Raw genomic sequence first — 23,489 nt, 5'->3', positions numbered from 1 at the left:
CGCATCAGAACAACAGGAGACGTCAATGAAAATGAAGACCCTCGCACACGCGTGTCTCGCGGTCGCGACCGCAGCATTCAGCGCCGGCGCGGCACATGCCGCCGACAGCGTGAAGATCGGCTTCATCACGGACATGTCGGGGCTTTACGCGGACATCGACGGGCAGGGCGGCCTCGAGGCGATCCGCATGGCGGTCGCCGACTTCGGCGGCAAGGTGCTCGGCAAGCCGATCGAGGTCGTCTACGCGGACCACCAGAACAAGGCCGACATCGCCGCGTCGAAGGCGCGCGAATGGATGGATCGCGGCGGGCTCGACCTGCTGGTCGGCGGCACGAACTCCGCGACCGCGTTGTCGATGAACCAGGTCGCGGCCGAGAAGAAGAAGGTCTACATCAACATCGGCGCGGGCGCCGACACGCTGACCAACGAGCAGTGCACGCCGTACACGGTCCACTACGCATACGACACGATGGCGCTCGCGAAGGGCACCGGTTCGGCCGTGGTCAAGCAAGGCGGCAAGAGCTGGTTCTTCCTGACCGCCGACTATGCGTTCGGCAAGGCGCTCGAGAAGAACACGTCGGACGTCGTGAAGGCGAACGGCGGCCAGGTGCTCGGCGCGGTGCGGCACCCGCTGTCGGCGTCGGACTTCTCGTCGTTCCTGCTGCAGGCGCAGTCGTCGAAGGCGCAGATCCTCGGCCTCGCGAACGCGGGCGGCGACACGATCAACTCGATCAAGGCCGCGAAGGAATTCGGCATCACCAAGACGATGAAGATCGCCGCGCTGCTGATGTTCATCGACGACGTGCACAGCCTCGGCCTCGAGACGACGCAGGGTCTCGTGCTGACCGACAGCTGGTACTGGAACCGCGACGCCGCGTCGCGCCAGTGGGCGCAGCGCTACTTCGGCAAGATGAAGAAGATGCCGTCGAGCCTGCAGGCGGCCGACTACTCGTCGGTGACGACCTACCTGAAGGCCGTGCAGGCGGCCGGCACGACCGACTCCGACAAGGTGATGGCCGAGCTGAAGAAGCTCAAGATCAGCGACTTCTACGCGAAGGGCTACATCCGTCAGGACGGCAGCATGATCCACGACATGTACCTGATGGAAGTGAAGAAGCCGTCCGAGTCGAAGGAGCCGTGGGATTACTACAAGGTGCTCGCGACGATCCCGGGCGACCAGGCGTTCGGCACCAAGCAGGAATCGCGCTGCGCGCTGTGGAAGTAGGCGCGGCGTAGCGGCGCTGCGGCGGTTCCGACGGCCCCGGCGACGTGGCCGCCGGGCCGTGCATGCGCGCCGGCCTGAAGGTTGCACGCGCAACCAAACTCATACTGACGGCTAAGTCGATGGAAATCTTTGGCATTCCGTTGCCGGCGATGCTGAGCCAGTTGCTGCTCGGCCTCGTCAACGGCTCGTTCTACGCGATCCTGAGCCTCGGGCTCGCGGTGATCTTCGGGCTGCTCAACGTGATCAACTTCGCACACGGCGCGCTGTTCATGCTGGGCGCCATGCTCGCGTGGATGGGGCTGTCGTACTTCGGCCTGCCGTACTGGGCGATGCTCGTGCTCGCGCCGTTGATCGTCGGCGCGTTCGGGATTGCGATCGAGCGCTCGATGCTGCGCTGGCTGTACAAGCTCGATCACCTGTACGGGCTGCTGCTCACGTTCGGCCTCACGCTGGTGGTCGAAGGCGTGTTCCGCTCGATCTACGGTTCGTCGGGCCAGCCGTACGACGTGCCCGCGCAACTGTCGGGCGCGACCAATCTCGGCTTCATGTTCCTGCCGAACTACCGCGCGTGGGTAGTCGTCGCATCGCTCGCGGTGTGTCTCGCGACCTGGTTCGTGATCGAGAAGACGCGTCTGGGCGCATATCTGCGCGCCGGCACCGAGAACCCGAAGCTCGTCGAGGCGTTCGGCGTGAACGTGCCGATGATGATCACGCTCACCTACGGCTTCGGCGTCGCGCTCGCGGCGTTCGCGGGCGTGCTCGCGGCGCCGGTGATCCAGGTGTCACCGCTGATGGGCCAGCCGATGATCATCACCGTGTTCGCGGTGGTCGTGATCGGCGGGATGGGCTCGATACTCGGTTCGATCGTCACCGGGCTGCTGCTCGGCGTGATCGAGGGCTTCACGCGCGTGTTCTATCCGGAAGCGTCGGCCACCGTCGTGTTCGTGATCATGGCGATCGTGCTGCTGTTCCGTCCGGCGGGCCTGTTCGGCAAGGAAAAATGATGCAGAGAAAAGTGCTTTACGGCGCGTTGCTCGCCGCGCTGCTGGCGGCGCCGTTCATCGGCGCGTATCCGGTGTTCGTGATGAAGGTGCTCACGTTCGCGCTGTTCGCGGCCGCGTTCAACCTGCTGATCGGCTATACGGGGCTGCTGTCGTTCGGCCATGCGATGTTCCTCGCGAGCGCCGGCTACGCGACCGGCTACACGATCCAGACGCTCGGCTTCACGCCGGAGCTCGGCGTGCTCGCCGGCACGGCGGCGGCCACGCTGCTGGGGCTCGTCGTCGGCCTGTTCGCGATCCGGCGGCAGGGCATCTATTTCGCGATGATCACGCTCGCGTTCGCGCAGATGGTCTACTTCATCTACCTGCAGGCGCCGTTCACGCACGGCGAGGACGGGCTGCAGGGCGTGCCGCGCGGCCACCTGTTCGGCGTGCTCGACCTGTCGAACGACGTCACGCTTTACTACGTCGTGCTTGCGGTGATCGTCGCCGCGTGTGCGTTCATCGTGCGGGTCGTGCATTCGCCGTTCGGCCAGGTGCTCGTCGCGATCAAGGAGAACGAGCCACGCGCGATCTCGCTCGGCTACGACACCGACCGCTTCAAGCTGCTCGCGTTCATCCTGTCGGCCGGGCTCGCCGGGCTGGCCGGCGCGTTGAAGGTGCTGGTGCTCGGCTTCGAGACGCTGTCCGACGCTTACTGGACGATGTCGGGCCTCGTCGTGCTGATGACGCTCGTCGGCGGGATGGGCACGCTGTTCGGGCCGCTGCTCGGCGCGGCGCTGATCGTCGCGCTCGAAGACCGGCTCGGCGACATCGGCGAGTGGCTCGCATCGCTCACGGGCGTCGGCTGGTTCCACTCGCTGGGCGAATCGGCGACGATCGTCACCGGGCTGATCTTCATCGCATGCGTGCTTGCGTTCCGGCGCGGCATCGTCGGCGAGATGGTCGCGCGCGTGAAGACGCTGCGGCCGTCCTGATCGCGTTGCATTCGGTGCGCGGCGGCGTTGATGCGAAGCACCATCCGGCGCCTTGCGCAGAGGCGTTTTGCGCTCGCCCGGGCCGCGCCGCACGGCCAGATTGCTGCCCCATTTTCGTGCGGCGATGCACCATAGGGGTAAATGCTAAGTTGTCGCAGGGTGAAAGGTCCTTTAATCTTCGTTTCAGTTCTGATGCACCGCGAAACGAATTTGCAGGTGGAGAACGAGGAGACAATCGAGGCACAAAGTGCCCGGACCCCAAAGCGCTGTTGGACGGAATCCAACAGCGCTTTTTCATTTGCGTGCGCGAATTTGCATCGATGGTGCATGGCGCGCATCGCCCTCAATGCGCGCCATTTCGCGCGCTCGCATCGCACCGTTCATCCCGCCCCGTATTTTCTTCGATCCTGCTGTCGAGCTGTCGACGGCTTGCGCGCGCCTGCGCGCGGTTCGGGCTTACCCGGTTGGCGTGCATGAAAGGCGTCCGTTACACTCGGCTTTCGCCGACCGGGCGGTCGGGAAAATCGGTCGGCAGTTCTCCTACGAGCGCAACGCAGAACAGGGAGTACGGTTGGATGAGACGCGCAGGACGTTGGATCGCGGTATCGCGTACGGTCGAGGGCGGCCGTTCGGGAGCAGGGCGGCGCGGGCTTCTTGCGGCTTGCGGGCGCCGCCGGGCGAGTGCGACGTCCGTTGCCGCGGGAAGCACCGACAACGCGCAGGTTGGCGCGGTGCTCGCCAGATCCGATGCCTCGTTCACCGTCGCATGAGCGGCCGATTGCGGCCTTTGTTCGCCCCTGGCGACGGCGCCGCACCGGGCGCGTTGCCGCCGTCGTTGCGCGTGCATCGCGGCCGCTTCGCCGCTTCTGTTTTTCGCTTGCTTCATTTCGACGACATCGCCGTCGCGCATCGTTGCGGTCGAATGGCCGTTCTGCTGTGCGCGACGATGCCTCGCGGGAAAACGAGCGTAGGCGCGGCACAGCGGGATAGTTAAATTATTAAATTGTTTGAGGACCGGGAGCCGCCAGAGCGACCCGCGGATTTTTCGAGCAGCGTTTGGAGACAACGTAAATGAAAATGAATCGATGGATGGAGGCTCTGCTTGCGGCTGGCCTCGTGTGCGCGGCGGCGACGGCGTCCGCCCAGGTGAAGATCGGCGTGACGCTGTCGGCCACCGGGCCGGCCGCATCGCTCGGGATCCCGGAGAAGAACACGATCGCGCTGCTGCCGAAGGAGATCGGGGGCAAGAGCGTCCAGTACATCGTGCTCGACGACGCGTCCGACACGAGCCGCGCCGTGCAGAACGTGCGCAAGCTGATCGACGAGGATCACGTCGACGCGATCATCGGTTCGTCCGTCACGCCGAACTCGCTCGCGATGCTCGATCCGGTGTCGCAGGGCAAGACGCCGACGATCTCGCTGGCCGCGAGCGCACAGATCATCGCGCCGATGGATGCGAAGCGCGCATGGATGTTCAAGGTGCCGCAGAACGATCAGCTGATGGCCGACGCGATCGCCGACTACATGGCGAAGCACGGCGTGAAGACCGTCGGCTTCATCGGCTTCGCCGATGCATACGGCGACAGCTGGTACAACACCTTCAACGCCGCCGCGGCGAAGAACGGGCTGAAGGTCGTGTCGAACGAGCGCTACAACCGCACCGATGCGTCGGTGATGGGGCAGGTGCTGAAGCTGATGGGCTCGACGCCGGACGCGGTGCTGATCGCCGGCTCCGGCACGCCGGCCGCACTGCCGGCCAAGACGCTGAAGGAGCGCGGCTACAAGGGCAAGGTGTACCAGACGCATGGCGTCGCGAACAACGACTTCCTGCGCGTGTGCGGCAAGGATTGCGAAGGCGAGATCCTGCCGGCCGGCCCCGTGCTCGTGACCGACCAGTTGCCCGATTCGAACCCGGTGAAGAAGCCGGCGCTCGGCTACAAGGCGGCGTACGAGAAGGCCTACGGCGCGGGTTCGCTGTCGACCTTCGGCGGCCACGCATGGGACGCAGGGTTGCTGCTGCAGCGGGCGATTCCGGAGGCGCTGAAGAAATGGCAGCCGGGCACCGAAGCGTTCCGCGAGGCGCTGCGCGCGTCGCTCGAGAGCGTGAAGGATCTGCCGGTGTCGCACGGCGTGATCAACATGACGCCGACCGATCACAACGGCTTCGACACGCGTGCGCGTGTGATGGTGCAGATCGTCGACGGCAAGTGGAAGCTGCAGGCCGAGTAAGCATCACGTGAAACTGGCGGGCCCGGTGGGAACGGCACCGGGCCCGCCGCATGTTTTCCGGAACACCGCGGAACGGCGCGCCGCGTTCCCGCCATGCCGTTTCCGCTTGCGGGGCGTTGTCCCGTCACCGATTCTTCGCAGCATTCTCGATACACGAAACGTATGGATCTCTCGATTGCGGCGATCCTCGCGCAAGACGGCATCACGACCGGCGCCATTTATGCATTGCTGTCGCTGGCGCTCGTGCTGGTGTTTTCCGTCACGCGAGTGATCTTCATTCCCCAGGGCGAATTCGTCGCCTACGGTGCGCTGACGCTCGCGGCGCTGCAGGCGCAGAAATTTCCGGCCACCTGCTGGCTCCTGTTGGTGATGGGCATCGCGTGCTTTCTGCTCGAAGCGGGCGGCCTGATCCGCCATCGCGAACGCCGTCATCAGCTCGGCCGGACGCTCGCGACGCTCGGCAGCCGCTACGTGCTGCTGCCGCTCGCCATGTTCGCGCTCACGCGCAACTTCGCCGCGCAGCCGCTGCCGATGCTCGCGCAGATCGCGCTGACGCTGGCGATCGTCGTGCCGATGGGGCCGTTCGTCTATCGGCTCGTGTATCAGCCGATCGCCGAAGGCACGACGCTGCTGCTGCTGATCGTGTCGGTCGCCGTCCATTTCGCGATGGTCGGGCTGGGGCTCGTCATGTTCGGCGCGGAAGGCTCGCGCACCAACGGATTCACCGATGCGTCACTCGCCCTGGGCGGCATGACGGTGTCGGTGCAGAGCATCGTCGTGGTCGCGACCGCGCTGGTGCTGATCGGCGCGCTCTACGTGTACTTCGGCCGCACGATCGCCGGCAAGGCGCTGCGCGCGACGTCGGTGAACCGGCTCGGCGCGCGGCTCGTCGGGATCGGCACGACCGAGGCCGGGCGGCTGGCGTTCACGCTGGCAGCCGGGCTCGGCGTGCTGTCCGGCATTCTGGTCGGCCCGCTGACGACCATCTACTACGACTCCGGCTTCCTGATCGGGCTGAAGGGTTTCGTCGGCGCGATCATCGGCGGTCTCGTCAGTTATCCGCTCGCGGCGGCCGGCTCGCTGCTCGTCGGCGTGCTCGAGTCGTATTCGTCGTTCTGGGCGAGCGCGTACAAGGAAGTGATCGTGTTCACGCTGATCATCCCGGTGCTGCTGTGGCGCAGTTTCGCGACGCCGCATGCGGAAGATGAAGAGGAGTGACGCGATGACGACGATGGTACGCAACAAGGCCTTCTGGGTGTTTCTCGTGGTGCTGTTCGCGCTGCCGGTGCTGCCCGGCGCGCTGCAGGTGCCCGAATACTGGATCACGCTGCTCAACTACATCGGCCTCTACGCGATCGTCGCGATCGGCCTCGTGCTGCTGACCGGCGTCGGCGGGATGACGAGCTTCGGCCAGGCCGCGTTCGTCGGCATCGGCGCGTATGCAACCGCGCTTCTGACCACGCGCTACGGCGTGTCGCCGTGGCTCGCGCTGGTCGTCGGCGTCGTGCTGACGGCGCTGGTCGCGCTGCTGCTCGGCGCGGTCACGATGCGGCTGTCCGGGCACTTCCTGCCGCTCGGTACGATCGCATGGGGCCTCGCGCTGTTCTACCTGTTCGGCAACCTCGAACTGCTCGGCAAGTACGACGGGATCAGCGGGATTCCGGCGCTGAACCTGTTCGGCGTCGCACTCGAAAGCGGCCGCAGCCTGTACTTCGTGATCTGGGCCGTCGTGCTCGCCGCGATCGTGTCGGTGCAGAACCTGCTCAATAGCCGGCCGGGCCGCGCGATTCGCGCGCTGCGCGGCGGCGGCGTGATGGCCGAGGCGATGGGCGTGAACACCGCCTGGATGCGCGTGGTGATCTTCGTCTATGCGGCGGTGCTCGCCGCGGTATCGGGCTTTCTTTACGCGCATCTGCAGCGCGCGGTGAACCCGACGCCGTTCGGCCTGAACCACGGGATCGAATTCCTGTTCATGGCCGTGGTGGGCGGGGTGTCGCACGTGTGGGGCGCGGTGCTCGGCGCCGCGATCCTCACCGTGCTGCAGGACTACCTGCAGACGCTGCTGCCCAAGCTGCTCGGCTCGGAGGGCAACTTCGAGATCATCGTGTTCGGCGTGCTGATGGTCGTTCTGCTGCAGTACGCGCGCCAGGGCGTATGGCCGTTCGTCGCGAAGCTGTTTCCGCGCGGGCCGCGCGCCTATGCGCCCGAGCACGCCGATCCGTTGCCGCAGCGGGCGAAGCCGGTCGCGGGCGAGCCGCTGCTCGTGGTCGATCGCGCGCGCAAGCAATTCGGCGGGCTGGTGGCCGTGAACGACGTGAGCTTCGACGTGAAAGCGGGGCAGATCATCGGGCTGATCGGGCCGAACGGCGCCGGCAAGTCGACCACGTTCAATCTGGTGACGGGCGTGCTCAAGCCGACCGGCGGCGCGATCACGTTCCGTGGCGAGCGGATCGACGGGCTCACGTCGCGGCAGATCGTGCGCCGCGGGATCGGCCGGACCTTCCAGCACGTGAAGTTGCTTCCGACGATGACGGTGCTCGAGAACGTCGCGATCGGCGCGCACCTGCGCGGTCATACCGGCGTGTGGCGCAGCATCGCGCGGCTCAATGCGCACGAGGAAGCGCAGCTGCTGGCCGAGGCGGCGCAGCAGATCCGCCGTGTCGGGCTCGAAAAGCACATGTACGACGAAGCGGGCGGCCTCGCGCTGGGTCAGCAACGGATAGTCGAAATCGCCCGCGCGCTGTGCTGCGATCCGACGCTGCTGCTGCTCGATGAGCCGGCCGCCGGGTTGCGCTATCAGGAGAAGCAGCAGCTCGCCGAGCTGTTGCGGCGCCTGAAGGGCGAGGGGATGAGCGTGTTGCTCGTCGAACATGACATGGATTTCGTGATGAACCTGACGGACCGGCTGGTCGTGATGGAATTCGGCACGAGGATCGCGGAAGGGCTGCCGCAGGACGTGCAGCAGGATCCGGCGGTGCTCGAGGCGTATCTGGGCGGGGTGGAGTGATGGCGGACACGACGATGCCGATTCTCGAGGTACGTGGGCTGGCCGTGCGGTACGGCAAGGTCGAGGCGTTGTACGGCGCGGCGATCAAGGTCGGCGCGGGCCAGATCGTCAGCGTGATCGGGCCGAACGGTGCAGGCAAGTCGACGCTGCTGAACGCGATCATGGGCGCGTTGCCGGTGACGGGGCATGCGTCAGGCGAGGTCTTGTATCGCGGCCGCGACGTCGGCGCGTTGCCGATCGAGCAACGCGTCGCGCGTGGCATGTGCCTCGTCCCGGAAAAGCGTGAGCTGTTCAGCACGATGACCGTCGAGGATAACCTCGTGCTGGGCGCCTACCGCCGCAAGCAGGCGGGCGAGGCGAACTTTCTCGACCAGCTCGATCATGTCTTCGCGCTGTTTCCGCGGCTCAGGGAGCGACGCAGGCAGGCGGCCGGTACTTTGTCGGGCGGTGAGCGGCAGATGCTGGCGGTCGGCCGCGCGCTGATGGGCAAGCCCGACTTGCTCATGCTCGATGAGCCCAGCCTCGGGCTGGCGCCGCTGATCGTGAAGGAGATTTTTCACATCATCAGCGCGCTGCGCGGTACGGGCGTCGCGACGTTGCTCATCGAGCAAAATGCGCGCGCTGCGCTGCAGATTTCGGACTACGGCTATGTGCTCGAGACTGGCGAGTTTGCGCTGGAGGGCCCGGCGGCCGAGTTGGCACAGAATCCGCAGGTGATCGAGACTTACCTCGGGTTGGCGAAGAAATCGACGTGACGCCTGCTCGGGGAGCGGAGGCCGAACCGGGAAACGGACGGCGTGTTTCACGTGAAACACGCCGTTTTTGTTGGGCGGACCGGGAACGGAAGCGGGTGGGGATAAGAGTCTGCCCGTCTTATAGAAATACTGTGGCGTGAGCGGCGAACATCGCTCTACGTCGACACGGAGGTTAGGGCTATGGCGACGCGCTAGCGGCACAGGGGATAACTTGTTGCAGGCCGAGTGCAAGCGCTGTGAGAGCCACCGCAAGCTAACGAGGCTTCACAGAAATTCATGTATTTCCGCCCGACCAACGGCCGCGATGGCTCCTTTGAGCGTCACAGCACGCCACGGCGGTCGAAAAAACCGTCAAATGAACGCACCCTACCATTCGGACGGTCTTCGGCGCAAAAGCGAACCCGCTATAATTCGGCCCATACATTTCTCTGATAGGTTCGTGCGCTGTCCTGCGTACGGAATCCACCATGCTTTTTCCCACAGAATTTGACGTCATCGTCGTCGGCGGCGGGCACGCCGGCACGGAGGCCGCGTTGGCATCGGCCCGCATGGGTGCGAAGACGCTGCTGCTGACCCATAACATCGAAACGCTCGGCCAGATGAGCTGCAATCCGTCGATCGGCGGCATCGGCAAGGGCCATCTCGTGAAGGAAGTCGATGCGCTCGGCGGTGCGATGGCCGCCGCGACCGACGAGAGCGGTATTCAGTTCCGGATCCTCAATTCGTCGAAGGGTCCGGCCGTACGCGCAACGCGTGCACAGGCCGACCGCATCCTTTACAAGGCTGCGATCCGCCATCGGCTCGAGAATCAGCCGAACTTGTGGCTGTTCCAGCAGGCCGTCGACGATTTGATGGTCGAGGGCGACCGGGTGGTCGGTGCGGTCACGCAAATCGGCATCCGTTTCCGGGCGCGCGCTGTCGTGCTGACGGCGGGCACGTTCCTCGACGGCAAGATCCATGTCGGCTTGAACAACTACACCGGCGGCCGTGCGGGCGATCCGGCAGCCGTCCCGCTGTCGGCCCGCCTGAAGGAATTGAAGCTGCCCCAGGGCCGCCTGAAGACCGGCACCCCCCCGCGTATCGATGGCCGCTCGATCGACTTTTCGAAGCTCGACGAGCAGCCGGGCGACCTCGATCCGATCCCGGTGTTCTCGTTCCTCGGCCGCGCAGAGCAGCATCCGCAGCAGCTGCCATGCTGGGTCACGCATACGAACGAGCGCACGCACGACATCATTCGCGGTGGGCTCGACCGATCGCCGATGTATACGGGCGTGATCGAAGGCGTCGGCCCGCGTTACTGCCCGTCGATCGAGGACAAGATTCACAGGTTTGCGTCGAAGGAGTCGCACCAGATCTTCCTGGAACCGGAAGGGCTGACGACCAACGAGTTCTATCCCAACGGCATTTCGACGAGCCTGCCGTTCGACGTGCAACTCGAACTCGTGCACTCGATGCGCGGCCTTGAGAACGCGCACATCCTGCGCCCCGGCTACGCGATCGAGTACGACTATTTCGACCCACGTGCGCTGAAGGCGTCGCTGGAAACGAAGGCGATCAACGGGCTGTTCTTTGCGGGCCAGATCAACGGTACGACCGGCTATGAAGAGGCGGCGGCGCAGGGCCTGCTCGCTGGCCTGAATGCCGGCCGTTACGTGCAGGAAAAGGACGCATGGTGCCCGCGTCGGGATCAGGCGTACCTTGGCGTGCTGGTCGACGACCTCGTCACGCGCGGCGTGGCTGAGCCTTACCGGATGTTCACGAGCCGCGCCGAATACCGGCTGAGCCTGCGTGAAGATAATGCGGATATGCGGTTGACCGAGATTGGTCGCGAGCTGGGCCTCGTCGACGACGTGCGCTGGGACGCGTTCAGCCGGAAGCGCGACGCTGTTTCACGTGAAACCGAACGCTTGAAGTCGACTTGGGTGACGCCGAAGACGCTGCCGCCGGAAGAGGCGACCGCGCTGCTCGGCAAGCCGATCGACCACGAGTACAGCCTGGCCGAACTGCTGCGGCGGCCTGGTATCAGCTACGACGGCGTATGTGGGCTGAAGGGCGGTGAATGTGGCCCCGTGGAGCCGCTGGCCGATGAGCCGGTGCTGCTGGGTCAGATCAAGGAGCAGGTCGAGATCGGTATCAAGTATCAGGGTTATATCGAGCGCCAGGCCAACGAGATCGAGCGCAATGATGCGAACGAGAATACCCGCCTGCCGGATGGTATCGACTACCGTGACGTTCGCGGTTTGTCGTTCGAGGTGAGTCAGAAGCTCAACGAGTTCCGCCCCGAAACGATCGGCCAGGCCTCGCGTATCTCGGGTGTGACGCCGGCCGCGATCTCGCTGCTGATGGTGCACCTGAAGCGCCGTGGCCTCGGCCGCCGTAACGGCGCCGCAGCAGAAACGACCGAGCAGGGGGGCGATACCGTCCCGACGCAGCAATGACGGCGCGTCGCGCGCCGGCGGTTAATCGGGACGTACTTGAGCAGATGTTGATCGACGGCACGGCCGCGCTGGACATCGTATTGACGGACGCTCAGCGCAACCAGTTGCTCGACTATGTGGCGCTGCTCGGTAAATGGAACGCGGTCTACAACCTGACGGCGATCCGCGACCCGAGGCAGATGCTGATCCAGCACATCCTCGATTCGCTTTCCATCGTTCCGCATCTGCGCGGCCGCCCGGATGCGCGCGTGCTTGATGTGGGCTCCGGCGGCGGGCTGCCGGGCATCGTGCTGGCGATCGTCCAGCCGGGCTGGCAGGTTACGCTGAACGATATCGTGCAGAAGAAATCGGCATTCCAGACGCAAATGCGCGCCGAACTGAAGCTGACGAACCTGTCCGTCGTCACCGGGCGCGTCGAATCGCTGCAGCCGGGCTTCGAAGTGCCGGAAAAATTCGACATGATCGTATCCCGCGCCTTCGCGGATCTATCCGACTTCGTTAAACTTGCTCGTCATCTCGTCGCACCGGGCGGATCGATCTGGGCAATGAAGGGCGTCCACCCGGACGACGAAATTGCGCGACTGCCGGAAGGCAGCCGCGTGAAGCAGACGATACGATTGGCCGTCCCGATGCTCGATGCCGAACGGCATCTGATCGAAGTCGCCGTCGACGAAGCGAATTGAATGCGCGCGGATGCGCGCCGTTTGTTTGAAGGTAAGAGGAACACCCAACGATGGCAAAGATCTTCTGCGTTGCAAACCAGAAGGGGGGCGTCGGCAAGACGACGACATCGGTCAATCTCGCCGCAAGCCTTGCAGCGCAGGAGCAGCGCGTGCTGCTGATCGATCTCGACCCGCAGGGCAACGCGACGATGGGCAGCGGGATCGACAAGGCCGCATGCGAGTCGACCGTGTACGAAGTGCTGATCGACGGCGTACCGGTGTCGGACGCACGTGTGCGTCCGGAAGGCGTCACGTACGACGTGCTGCCGGCCAACCGTGAGTTGTCCGGCGCGGAGATCGAGCTGATCGGCATCGACAACCGCGAGCGCCGGCTGAAGGCCGCCCTCGAGCGCGTCGCAGACGACTACGATTTCGTGCTGATCGACTGCCCGCCGACGCTGTCGCTGCTGACGCTGAACGGGCTGTGCGCGGCGCACGGCGTGGTGATCCCGATGCAGTGCGAGTACTTCGCGCTGGAGGGCTTGTCCGATCTCGTCAACACGATCAAGCAGGTTCACGCGAACATGAACCGCGACCTGAAGATCATCGGCTTGCTGCGCGTCATGTTCGATCCGCGCATCACGCTGCAGCAGCAGGTTTCCGATCAACTGAAAGCGCATTTCGGCGACAAGGTGTTCGACGCGGTGATTCCGCGCAACGTGCGTCTGGCGGAAGCGCCGAGCTACGGGTTGCCGGGCGTCGTATTCGACCGTAACTCGCGCGGTGCGCAGGCATATCTTCAATTCGGTGCCGAGATGATCGACCGCGTGCGCGCGTTCGAGGTGTCGTGAGCCAGACATGAGCGAAGCGAGGAAGAAAGACATGAACGCGGTACCAAAGAAGAAGGGCTTGGGACGTGGCCTCGAAGCGTTGCTCGGCGGCAGTGCGGACATCACCGAAGCGGTGAAGATCGAAGGCGCTCCGAACACGCTTGCGCTCGGCAAGCTGCAGGCCGGCAAGTATCAGCCGCGCACGCGGATGGACGAAGGCAACCTCCAGGAGCTGGCCGCCAGCATTCGCGCGCAAGGCGTGATGCAGCCGATCCTGGTGCGGCCCGTTTCGTCTGATAAATACGAGATCATTGCGGGCGAGCGGCGTTTTCGGGCTGCGCGCCTCGCCGGCCTCGAAGAAGTGCCGGTGCTGGTGAAGGACGTATCCGATCAGGCCGCCGCGGCGATGGCGCTGATCGAGAACATCCAGCGCGAGGATCTGAATCCGCTGGAAGAGGCACACGGCATCCAGCGTCTGCTCGACGAGTTCGGTTTCACGCACGAGCAGGCCGCCGAATCCGTCGGCCGCTCGCGCAGCGCGGTGTCGAACCTGTTGCGGCTGCTGAACCTCGCGTCGCCGGTGCAGACGATGCTGCTGGCCGGCGATCTCGACATGGGTCACGCGCGTGCGCTGCTCGCCGTCGATGCGGCAACGCAGATCGCGCTCGCGCATCAGGTCGTCAACAAGCGCATGTCGGTGCGCGAGACCGAGAAGCTGGTCGCACACACGACGAAGGAAGCGCCGGCCGTGAAGGCGCGCGCGAAGGACGACGGCGGCCGCGACACGCGCCGGCTGGAGGAGGAGTTGTCCGACCTGCTCGCGTCCACGGTGAAGATCAAGCTCGGCCGCCGCGGCCGAGGGCAGGTGTTGATCGATTTCGGCAACCTCGATGCGCTCGAGGGCATTCTCGCGCGGCTGCGCGGTAACGTCGCAACTGAAGAGTGACGAGGTTCAATTGATCGAAAGCACGGGCGCGCCGGCGCCGCGCCGGTGGCTCGGCTGGCTTTTGCAGGAGCCCGTACTGACGGTCCTGGCCGTTGCGCTGATCGTTCTCGAATGGTTGCGTCCGCAACCGTTCGCGGTACTGGCCGGTCTGGTCGACTGGCAGACGGTGGTCACGCTCGCTGGCCTGTTGATGCTGACCAAGGCGCTCGAGCTGTCCGGTTGTCTGATGTGGCTTGCGCATCGCATCGTGCACCACGTGCACTCCGAGCGCGAGCTCGCGATGCTGCTGGTGATATTCGCGGCGGCGCTTGCGATGTGGCTCACCAACGATGTCGCGCTGTTCGTCGTCGTGCCGCTGATGGTATCGCTGCGTGCGTTGACGCCGCTGCCGTTTCGACGGCTGGTGATCGTCGTCGCGCTGGCGGTCAACGCCGGGTCCGTCGCGACGCCGCTCGGCAATCCCCAGAATCTGTTCCTGTGGCAATTGAGCGGCGTGTCGTTCGGCGGCTTCGTCGTCGCGCTCGGGCCGCTCGCGCTCGCGTTGATGGCGTTGCTGCTCGCGGTCACGGCGTGCGCGTTTCGTGCCAAACCGCTCGACTTGTCGGGCGACGTGCAGGCGGTGCCCGTGCAACGCATGCACGCATTGCTCGCGGCCGTGCTGTTCGGCGGCTTCGTGCTGCTCGCCGACGCGCACCATCCGGTGCCGGGCCTGATCGCCGTCGTGCTCGCGCTGCTGGCGGCGAAGCGCGACGCAGTCCTGAAAATCGACTGGCTACTGCTGTTGATCTTCGTGCTGATGTTCGTCGTGTTGCGCAGCGCGGCCGCGTTGCCGGTCATACACGACACGATTGCGAGCAGCCATCTCGATACGCCGTTGCGCGTGTTCGCCGCGGGCGCGGTGCTGTCGCAGGGCATCAGCAACGTGCCGGCCGCGATCCTGCTGTCGGAATTCACGCACGACTGGCGCGCACTCGCGTTCGGCGTCTCGGTCGGCGGCTTCGGTTTCGCGATCGGCTCGCTCGCGAACCTGATCGCCGTGCGTCTCGCGAAGGAGCCGCGCATGTGGCTGCCGTTTCACGCGGTGTCGATTCCGTTCGCGCTGGCGAGTGCGGCACTCGGCGCGTGGTTGCTCGTCCACGGTTGAGCGGCGCGGCCGGCGGCAGCGGCGACGCCGGCCGCCTGCAAAAGCGTGGCCGGGCAGGGCGGCAGCAGCAGCGATCTTCGAAACACCCCGCCTGTTGATAAGTGCGCCGATTCACAGTCGATCTACTGTGGCGACGCAACGCCGCTCGCCGCTTCATCTGCACGGCTGATCGCATTTCTTCGTGCTGCCAAGCGGCGCACGTCGGCGAGGTGCGGTTGTCGCGCAGCGCCGGCCGCTGCGCTTCCGTTCGTTCCGCCTTCGCGGAATTTCATCGCACTCAGCCCGCCGCGACGCCGCGTCACAGCCCCCATTTCCGGCCGTCAATTTCCGCTGAAACGCGCATTTCCGCCCGCGAAATGTGCGACGCGAAAAAAACACCTTACAACTGTCATCGTACGTCGTCGATTCGCGCGTTTTTCACATGATGAGGCGGCGTTTTACGAAGGTTTTTGTCGCGTCTAAAGCCTTGAATCACTTGCAACTATCGCTTACAATCGCCCGGATTTGTTAGCTAGGCACCCCTGAAAGCTTTCAGAAAGCTTGGGGCCGGGTTCAAGGATTTTGCGGAAGATTGCGATGGCGGGTCAGGCGCCGAACGACAGGCACGATGGTCCCCGAGCGCAACGCACCGCTTCAGCGGCCGGCGAACGGCGCGAATCCGACGGCGACGACTGGGATGCCGAGCAGCAAGATGACAACATCGTTCCGCTCACGCGGACGGAAGCCGAGAGGTTGTTCGGTCCGAACGTGAGCAAGCCGCCGCGCGTCACTCCCTACAAGGTGGTGATCGCGCAGGTGGTCTTGTCCCTGGTTGCAACGCTGGCGTGGTGGCTGTTTTCGAAGTCGCCGGGTGCCGCTGCGCAATCCGCGTTTCTGGGCGGGGCGATCGGCTGGGTGCCAAGCGCGTTGTTCGTGGCACGACTGAAGGCAGGTGGCTCGGCCACCGTGATGAGCTGGGTGATGGGCGAAGCCCTGAAGCTCGGCGTGACGATCGGAATGTTCGCCGCAGTGGCGTACGGCTATGCCGGCGTGCACTGGCCGGCGCTCCTCGTCACCTACCTCGTCGTGCTGAAGACGTACTGGATCGCGCTGGCCTGGCGGTAAGCAACAAGCAGCGTGCGGTTTTCGACAGGAACCGCACCGGCCCGTTCCCGCAATAGCGTATTGCGGAAACGGGGGAAACGATTTTCGACAATTTGGGTGGCATTAACGATATGGCAGCTAGCGAAGGCACGCGCGGTCCGGATCCGTCCGAGTACATTGCGCACCACTTGCAGAACTTTTCCACCTCGCATCAGACGTCGATTTTCGACATCCACGTCTGGAACATCGACACGCTGTTCTGGTCGATCGTGTGCGGGATCGTGACGATCGTCGTGTTGCGTCTGGCCGCCCGCAAGGCGACGTCGGGCGTGCCGGGCCGTTTCCAGTGCGCGATCGAAATGCTCGTCGAGATGGTCGAAGATCAATCGAAGGCCATCGTCCATGGCAATCGCACGTTCATCGCTCCGCTCGCGCTCACCGTGTTCGTGTGGGTCGCGCTGATGAACTCCCTCGACTTCCTGCCGGTCGACCTGCCGGGCCGCGTGATCGCCCTGCTCGGTCTGTCGGACGTGATTTCCCACCACCGCATCGTCCCGACGGCCGACCTGAACGGCACGCTCGGCATCGCGCTCGGCGTGTTCGTCCTGATGATCTACTACAGCATCAAGATCAAGGGCGCCGGCGGTTTCGTGCATGAGCTGCTGTCGGCGCCGTTCGGCGGCCACCCGCTGCTGTGGATCCCGAACCTTGCGCTGAACATCGTCGAATACGTCGCGAAGACCGTCTCCCTCGGCATGCGGCTGTTCGGCAACATGTACGCAGGTGAGCTGTTGTTCCTGTTGATCGCCCTGCTCGGCAGCATGTGGAGCTTCGGTGGCGACGCAACGTTCCTCGGCTTCGTTGGTCACGTGATCGCGGGCAGCGTCTGGGCAATCTTCCACATCCTGATTGTTCTGTTGCAGGCATTCATTTTCATGATGCTGACGCTGGTGTATCTCGGCCAGGCGCACGACAAGCACTAAGCGCGACGTGCAAACAAGAGTTTCCGTTTTAGTTTTTTAAATCTAAGTTCCAAGTCTTTTCTCAAAGGAGTGATCATGCAAGCTTACATCGCCAACATCCAGGGTCTGACCGCCATCGGTATCGGCATCATCATCGGCCTGGGTGCAATCGGCGCCTGTATCGGTATCGCGCTGATGGGTGGCAAGTACATCGAAGCCTGCGCACGTCAGCCGGAACTCATCAACCCGCTGCAAACCAAGATGTTCCTGCTGGCCGGCCTGATCGACGCTGCATTCCTGATCGGTGTTGGTGTCGCAATGCTGTTCGCGTTCGCGAACCCGCTCCTGTCGAAGCTCGCAGGCTAAGGTTCCTCGGAAATATGCGCACGGCGTGAGCCGGCGCAGGGCGGAACGGAGACTTGGGGCGCTGATCGAATGCAACTCGATGAGCGCCTTACCGTTTCATTTTTCCGGAATAGCAGATAAGGAAACACCGTGAATCTCAACGCAACTCTGTTTGCGCAAATGGTCGTGTTCCTGGTCCTCGCGTGGTTCACGATGAAATTCGTGTGGCCGCCGTTGATCAACGCCCTCGACGAACGTTCGAAGAAGATCGCCGACGGCCTCGCCGCCGCGGAAAAGGGCAAGGCGGAACTCGACGCAGCGCACAAGCGCGTGGACCAGGAACTCGCGCAGGCCCGTAACGACGGCCAGCAGCGCATCGCCGACGCCGAAAAGCGTGCCCAGGCGGTCGCCGAGGAAATCAAGGCCAACGCCCAGGCTGAAGCCGCCCGCATCGTCGCCCAGGCGAAAGCGGAAGCAGAACAGCAAATCGTGAAGGCGCGCGAAACGCTGCGTGGCGAAGTTGCCGCGCTGGCCGTGAAGGGCGCCGAGCAGATCCTGAAGCGCGAAGTCGATCAAACGGCCCACGCCCAACTGCTGAATCAACTGAAAGCCGAGCTCTGATCATGGCCGAACTTGCAACCATCGCCCGCCCTTACGCAGAAGCGCTGTTCCGCGTGGCCGAGGGCGGTGACATCGCCGCCTGGTCCACGCTCGTGCAAGAGCTGGCCCAGGTTGCGCATCTGCCGGAAGTGCTGTCGGTCGCGTCGAGCCCGAAGGTGACCCGCAAGCAAGTAGCCGAGCTGCTGCTTGTTGCGGTGAAGTCGCCGCTCGCGGCTGGCGCCGAAGCGAAGAACTTCGTGCAGATGCTGGTCGACAATCATCGCATCGCGCTGCTGCCGGAAATCGCCGAGCAGTTCGAGGCGCTCAAGAACGAACGTGAAGGTGCAGCCGACGCCGAGATCGTGAGCGCGTTCCCGCTGGAAGGCGCGGAGCTCGACAGTCTCGTCTCGGGCCTCGAACGCAAGTTCAAGCGCAAGCTGAAACCGACGGTCGAAGTCGATTCGTCGCTGATCGGCGGCGTGCGCGTGACGGTCGGCGACGAAGTGCTCGACACCTCGGTTCGCGCGCGCCTCGCATCGATGCAGGCTGCGTTGACCGCCTGAGCGCCACGCCGGCACGCAACAGAATTGACTATCAGGAGCGAATAATGCAACTCAATCCCTCTGAGATCAGCGAGCTGATCAAGAGCCGGATCCAGGGCCTTGAAGCGAGCGCAGACGTTCGCAACCAGGGCACCGTGATCTCCGTGACCGACGGTATCGTGCGCATCCACGGCCTGTCCGACGTGATGCAGGGCGAAATGCTCGAGTTCCCGGGCAACACGTTCGGCCTCGCGCTGAACCTCGAGCGCGACTCGGTCGGCGCGGTGATTCTCGGCGAATACGAACACATCTCGGAAGGCGACGTCGTCAAGACGACGGGCCGCATCCTGGAAGTGCCGGTTGGTCCGGAACTCGTCGGCCGCGTGGTCGATGCGCTCGGCAACCCGATCGACGGCAAGGGCCCGGTCAACGCCAAGCTGACCGACGCGATCGAAAAGATCGCCCCGGGCGTGATCTGGCGTAAGTCGGTGTCGCAGCCGGTGCAGACGGGCATCAAGTCGATCGACGCGATGGTGCCGATCGGCCGTGGCCAGCGTGAGCTGATCATCGGCGACCGTCAGTGCGGCAAGACCGCGGTGGCGCTCGACGCGATCATCAACCAGAAGGGCAAGGACCTGATCTGTATCTACGTCGCGATCGGCCAGAAGGCTTCGTCGATCATGAACGTGGTTCGCAAGCTCGAAGAAACGGGCGCGATGGAATACACGATCGTCGTCGCCGCTTCGGCGTCGGATTCGGCCGCGATGCAGTACCTGGCACCGTACGCCGGCTGCACGATGGGCGAATACTTCCGCGACCGCGGTCAAGACGCGCTGATCATCTATGACGACTTGACCAAGCAGGCATGGGCATACCGTCAGATCTCGCTGCTGCTGCGCCGCCCGCCGGGCCGTGAAGCGTACCCGGGCGACGTGTTCTATCTGCACTCGCGTCTGCTCGAGCGTGCGGCTCGCGTGTCGGAAGAGTACGTCGAGAAGTTCACGAACGGCGAAGTGAAGGGCAAGAGCGGCTCGCTGACGGCACTGCCGGTCATCGAAACGCAAGCCGGCGACGTGACCGCGTTCGTTCCGACGAACGTGATCTCGATCACCGACGGCCAGATCTTCCTGGAAACCGACCTGTTCAACGCAGGCATCCGCCCGGCAATCAACGCCGGCGTGTCGGTGTCGCGCGTCGGTGGTGCCGCTCAGACGAAGGTCGTGAAGAAGCTGTCGGGCGGTATCCGTACCGACCTCGCGCAGTACCGTGAACTGGCCGCATTCGCGCAGTTCGCATCGGACCTCGACGAAGCGACCCGCAAGCAGCTTGAGCGCGGCCGCCGCGTGACGGAACTGCTGAAGCAGCCGCAGTACCAGCCGCTGCAGGTGTGGGAACTGGCCGTGTCGCTGTACGCCGCGAACAACGGCTACCTCGACGATCTCGACGTCAAGCAAGTGCTGTCGTTCGAGAAGGGCCTGCGCGACAACCTGAAGACCAGCCACGCTGACCTCATCAAGCGCATCGAAGACACCAAGGACCTCTCGAAGGACGACGAAGGCGCGCTGCGCGCGGCGATCGAATCCTTCAAGAAGTCGGGTGCCTATTGATCCGCGAGTGACACAACGGGGCAGCGCGGGTGCTGAGGCGCCCGCGCCGCTCCGGTCAAGGAGCAAGCTATGGCTGGAATGAAGGAAATTCGCGGCAAGATCAAGAGCGTGCAAAACACGCGCAAGATCACGAAGGCGATGGAGATGGTGGCCGCATCGAAGATGCGCCGCGCGCAGGAACGCATGCGCGCCGCTCGTCCGTACGCGGACAAGGTCCGTGCCATCGCCGCGCACATGAGCCGTGCGAACCCGGAGTACCGCCACCCGTTCATGGTGGCGAACGACGGCGCGAAGACGGCCGGCATCATCCTCGTCACGACGGACAAGGGTCTTTGCGGCGGTCTGAACACCAACGTGCTGCGTGCGACGGTGCAGAAGTTCAAGGAGCTCGAAGAGCGGGGCCAGAAGGTCGAAGCTACCGCAATCGGCAGCAAGGGCCTCGGGTTCCTGAACCGCTTCGGCGCGAAGGTGATGTCGCAGGTCGTACACCTCGGCGACACCCCGCACCTGGACAAGCTGATCGGCGCCGTGAAGACGCAGCTCGATCTGTACTCGGAAGGCAAGCTGTCGGCCGTTTATATCGCGTACACGCGCTTCGTCAACACGATGAAGCAGGAAGCCGTGATCGAACAGCTGCTGCCGCTGTCGGCGGACCACTTCGACGCCAATGACGGTACGCCGGCCACGTCGTGGGACTACATCTACGAGCCGGACGCGCAGGCAGTCGTCGACGAACTGCTCGTGCGTTACGTCGAGGCGCTGGTGTACCAGGCCGTCGCGGAAAACATGGCGTCCGAGCAATCGGCGCGCATGGTCGCGATGAAGGCCGCGTCCGACAACGCGAAGACGGTGATCAGCGAACTGCAGCTCGTGTACAACAAGAGCCGCCAGGCCGCGATTACGAAAGAACTGTCGGAGATCGTCGGCGGCGCAGCTGCTGTTTAAGCGCGCGCCCGGACGACAACTGCGCCTTTGCGCGAGTAAAGAATCAGGTATTTAAAGGAAAAGCGATGAGTACTGCTGCTTTGGTAGAAGGCAAGATCGTACAGTGCATCGGCGCCGTTATCGACGTGGAATTCCCGCGCGACAGCATGCCGAAGATCTACGACGCGCTTATTCTCGATGGCTCGGAACTGACGCTCGAAGTCCAGCAGCAGCTGGGCGACGGCGTGGTCCGCACCATCTGTCTGGGTGCATCCGACGGCCTGCGCCGCGGCCTGACCGTGAAGAACACGGCCAAGCCGATTTCGGTGCCGGTCGGCAAGCCGACCCTCGGTCGTATCATGGACGTCCTCGGCCGTCCGATCGACGAGGCCGGCCCGATCGAAAGCGAACATACGCGTTCGATCCACCAGAAGGCTCCGGCGTTCGACGAGCTGTCGCCGTCGACCGAACTGCTCGAAACGGGTATCAAGGTCATCGACCTGATCTGCCCGTTCGCGAAGGGCGGCAAGGTCGGTCTGTTCGGTGGTGCAGGCGTGGGCAAGACCGTCAACATGATGGAGCTCATCAACAACATCGCGAAGGAGCACGGCGGTTACTCCGTGTTCGCGGGCGTGGGCGAGCGTACCCGTGAAGGGAACGACTTCTACCACGAAATGAAGGACTCGAACGTTCTCGACAAGGTCGCGCTGGTGTACGGCCAGATGAACGAGCCGCCGGGCAACCGTCTGCGCGTCGCGCTGACCGGCCTGACGATGGCTGAGCACTTCCGTGACGAAGGCCTCGACGTGCTGTTCTTCGTCGACAACATCTACCGTTTCACGCTGGCCGGTACCGAAGTGTCGGCACTGCTCGGCCGTATGCCGTCGGCAGTGGGCTATCAGCCGACGCTGGCTGAAGAAATGGGCAAGCTGCAAGAGCGCATCACGTCGACCAAGAAGGGCTCGATTACGTCGGTTCAGGCCGTGTACGTCCCTGCGGACGACTTGACCGACCCGTCGCCGGCGACCACCTTCGGTCACTTGGACGCAACCGTCGTTCTGTCGCGTGACATCGCTTCGCTGGGTATCTACCCGGCGGTCGACCCGCTCGACTCGACGTCGCGCCAGATCGACCCGAACGTGATCGGCGAAGAGCACTACACGATCACGCGTCGCGTTCAGCAAACGCTGCAGCGCTACAAGGAACTGCGCGACATCATCGCGATTCTGGGCATGGACGAACTGTCGCCGGAAGACAAGCTGTCGGTCGCACGTGCGCGTAAGATCCAGCGTTTCCTGTCGCAGCCGTTCCACGTCGCGGAAGTGTTCACGGGCTCGCCGGGCAAGTACGTGCCGCTGAAGGAAACGATCCGCGGCTTCAAGATGATCGTCGACGGCGAGTGCGACCACCTGCCGGAACAGGCGTTCTACATGGTCGGCACGATCGACGAAGCCTTCGAAAAGGCCAAGAAGATCCAGTAAGGGCTTGAGTGAGTAGCACGCTGGCGCGCGCCGGCCGGCTGCACGAACCGTCGATGGCTCGTGCGCCGGCCGGCCGCGCCGACCGCAATACGCTCAACCCGCCGTGCATGGGACGAGCGCACGCGCCTTGCGGCGTTTGCGCTCGTTGACAGGAGTCGATATGGCAACCATCAAAGTAGACGTCGTCAGCGCGGAAGAGCAGATCTTCTCGGGCGAGGCGAAATTCGTCGCGCTGCCGGGCGAAACGGGTGAGCTGGGTATTCTGCCGGGTCACACGCCGCTGATCACGCGGATCCGTCCGGGTGCGGTGCGCATCGAAGTCGAGGGCAGCAACGACGAATTCGTGTTCGTCGCGGGCGGCATCCTCGAAGTGCAGCCGGGCGCCGTGACGGTGCTCGCCGATACCGCGATCCGCGGCAAGGACCTCGACGCGGCGAAAGCCGAGGACGCGCGCAAGCGTGCCGAGGAAACGCTGCAGAACGCGAAGTCGGACCTCGACCTCGCAAAGGCGCAATCGGAGCTCGCGACCGCGATGGCGCAGCTCGAAGCGATCCAGCGTCTGGCGAAGATCCGCAGCCGGCACTGAGCCGCGCGCGCGTATCCCGCGAAAGAAAGCAGCCTTCGGGCTGCTTTTTTTTCGTCCGGCGGTTTCGTCGCGGTTGTGCCGGCCGCGTCGTATCGTCCGATCGTGCTATTTCATCCGCGCGCAGCGATTCGATGTCAGAGTGTCG

At 64.3% G+C, this 23,489-nt stretch carries 21 protein-coding genes; all 21 read left to right on the top strand.

Features of this window, described 5'->3' with window-relative positions; translation table 11 throughout:
* The first annotated feature begins 25 nt into the window (after positions 1-25).
* Positions 26-1,225, top strand: coding sequence for an ABC transporter substrate-binding protein (locus tag EX20_RS06325; protein WP_014722162.1), 1,200 nt, complete (start codon positions 26-28; stop codon positions 1,223-1,225).
* Between the two features lie 119 nt (positions 1,226-1,344).
* Entirely contained in the window at positions 1,345-2,229 is an 885-nt protein-coding gene (locus EX20_RS06320) for a branched-chain amino acid ABC transporter permease (RefSeq protein WP_014722163.1), read from the top strand.
* Positions 2,229-3,203: a branched-chain amino acid ABC transporter permease gene (locus tag EX20_RS06315; protein ID WP_034192992.1), complete on the top strand. Its 975-nt coding sequence runs from the start codon at positions 2,229-2,231 to the stop codon at positions 3,201-3,203. The genes EX20_RS06320 and EX20_RS06315 overlap by 1 nt, the downstream gene beginning before the upstream one ends.
* A gap of 1,071 nt (positions 3,204-4,274) precedes the next feature.
* Entirely contained in the window at positions 4,275-5,432 is a 1,158-nt protein-coding gene (locus EX20_RS06310) for an ABC transporter substrate-binding protein (RefSeq protein WP_034192991.1), read from the top strand.
* 162 nt (positions 5,433-5,594) lie between these two features.
* On the top strand, positions 5,595-6,650 hold the full coding sequence (locus tag EX20_RS06305; protein ID WP_034192990.1) for a branched-chain amino acid ABC transporter permease: 1,056 nt from the start codon (positions 5,595-5,597) through the stop codon (positions 6,648-6,650).
* Between the two features lie 4 nt (positions 6,651-6,654).
* Positions 6,655-8,439, top strand: coding sequence for a branched-chain amino acid ABC transporter ATP-binding protein/permease (locus EX20_RS06300; protein WP_051974397.1), 1,785 nt, complete (start codon positions 6,655-6,657; stop codon positions 8,437-8,439).
* Positions 8,439-9,194: an ABC transporter ATP-binding protein gene (locus EX20_RS06295; RefSeq protein ID WP_034192989.1), complete on the top strand. Its 756-nt coding sequence runs from the start codon at positions 8,439-8,441 to the stop codon at positions 9,192-9,194. The genes EX20_RS06300 and EX20_RS06295 overlap by 1 nt, the downstream gene beginning before the upstream one ends.
* Before the next feature lie 467 nt (positions 9,195-9,661).
* On the top strand, positions 9,662-11,632 hold the full coding sequence (gene mnmG, locus EX20_RS06290) for a tRNA uridine-5-carboxymethylaminomethyl(34) synthesis enzyme MnmG (RefSeq protein WP_034192988.1): 1,971 nt from the start codon (positions 9,662-9,664) through the stop codon (positions 11,630-11,632).
* Positions 11,629-12,315 (top strand): 16S rRNA (guanine(527)-N(7))-methyltransferase RsmG, encoded by a 687-nt coding sequence (gene rsmG / locus EX20_RS06285; protein ID WP_034192987.1) that lies wholly within the window; start codon positions 11,629-11,631, stop codon positions 12,313-12,315. Before mnmG ends, rsmG begins: the two co-directional genes overlap by 4 nt.
* A gap of 50 nt (positions 12,316-12,365) precedes the next feature.
* Complete coding sequence (locus EX20_RS06280; protein WP_011882806.1) at positions 12,366-13,145, top strand: ParA family protein; 780 nt, start codon at positions 12,366-12,368, stop codon at positions 13,143-13,145.
* Between the two features lie 31 nt (positions 13,146-13,176).
* Positions 13,177-14,070 carry a ParB/RepB/Spo0J family partition protein gene (locus EX20_RS06275; protein ID WP_011882807.1) on the top strand — a complete coding sequence of 298 codons (894 nt, stop codon included), beginning with the start codon at positions 13,177-13,179 and terminating at the stop codon, positions 14,068-14,070.
* A gap of 13 nt (positions 14,071-14,083) precedes the next feature.
* Positions 14,084-15,214, top strand: a complete 1,131-nt coding sequence (locus EX20_RS06270; RefSeq protein WP_175464255.1) for an SLC13 family permease — start codon at positions 14,084-14,086, stop codon at positions 15,212-15,214.
* A 576-nt stretch (positions 15,215-15,790) separates the two neighbouring features.
* Positions 15,791-16,318, top strand: a complete 528-nt coding sequence (locus EX20_RS06265; protein WP_011882810.1) for an ATP synthase subunit I — start codon at positions 15,791-15,793, stop codon at positions 16,316-16,318.
* A 110-nt stretch (positions 16,319-16,428) separates the two neighbouring features.
* The gene (gene atpB / locus EX20_RS06260) at positions 16,429-17,280 is read left to right on the top strand and encodes a F0F1 ATP synthase subunit A (RefSeq protein ID WP_011882811.1); all 852 of its coding nucleotides are present in this window, start codon (positions 16,429-16,431) and stop codon (positions 17,278-17,280) included.
* Between the two features lie 75 nt (positions 17,281-17,355).
* On the top strand, positions 17,356-17,625 hold the full coding sequence (atpE, locus tag EX20_RS06255) for a F0F1 ATP synthase subunit C (RefSeq protein ID WP_006482730.1): 270 nt from the start codon (positions 17,356-17,358) through the stop codon (positions 17,623-17,625).
* A gap of 129 nt (positions 17,626-17,754) precedes the next feature.
* Positions 17,755-18,225, top strand: coding sequence for a F0F1 ATP synthase subunit B (locus tag EX20_RS06250; RefSeq protein ID WP_011882812.1), 471 nt, complete (start codon positions 17,755-17,757; stop codon positions 18,223-18,225).
* 2 nt (positions 18,226-18,227) lie between these two features.
* On the top strand, positions 18,228-18,767 hold the full coding sequence (locus tag EX20_RS06245; RefSeq protein WP_011882813.1) for a F0F1 ATP synthase subunit delta: 540 nt from the start codon (positions 18,228-18,230) through the stop codon (positions 18,765-18,767).
* 44 nt (positions 18,768-18,811) lie between these two features.
* On the top strand, positions 18,812-20,353 hold the full coding sequence (gene atpA, locus EX20_RS06240; protein ID WP_011882814.1) for a F0F1 ATP synthase subunit alpha: 1,542 nt from the start codon (positions 18,812-18,814) through the stop codon (positions 20,351-20,353).
* 69 nt (positions 20,354-20,422) lie between these two features.
* On the top strand, positions 20,423-21,298 hold the full coding sequence (gene atpG, locus EX20_RS06235; protein ID WP_011882815.1) for a F0F1 ATP synthase subunit gamma: 876 nt from the start codon (positions 20,423-20,425) through the stop codon (positions 21,296-21,298).
* 65 nt (positions 21,299-21,363) lie between these two features.
* The gene (gene atpD, locus EX20_RS06230; protein ID WP_011882816.1) at positions 21,364-22,758 is read left to right on the top strand and encodes a F0F1 ATP synthase subunit beta; all 1,395 of its coding nucleotides are present in this window, start codon (positions 21,364-21,366) and stop codon (positions 22,756-22,758) included.
* A gap of 160 nt (positions 22,759-22,918) precedes the next feature.
* Positions 22,919-23,344: a F0F1 ATP synthase subunit epsilon gene (locus tag EX20_RS06225; protein ID WP_011882817.1), complete on the top strand. Its 426-nt coding sequence runs from the start codon at positions 22,919-22,921 to the stop codon at positions 23,342-23,344.
* The last annotated feature ends 145 nt before the right edge of the window (positions 23,345-23,489 follow it).

The organism is Burkholderia sp. WP42 (assembly GCF_000745665.1).
GTDB classification, from domain to species: Bacteria; Pseudomonadota; Gammaproteobacteria; order Burkholderiales; family Burkholderiaceae; genus Burkholderia; species Burkholderia vietnamiensis.
Note: the sequence above shows the minus strand (reverse complement) of the source record. Positions and strands in the feature narration are given on the sequence as shown.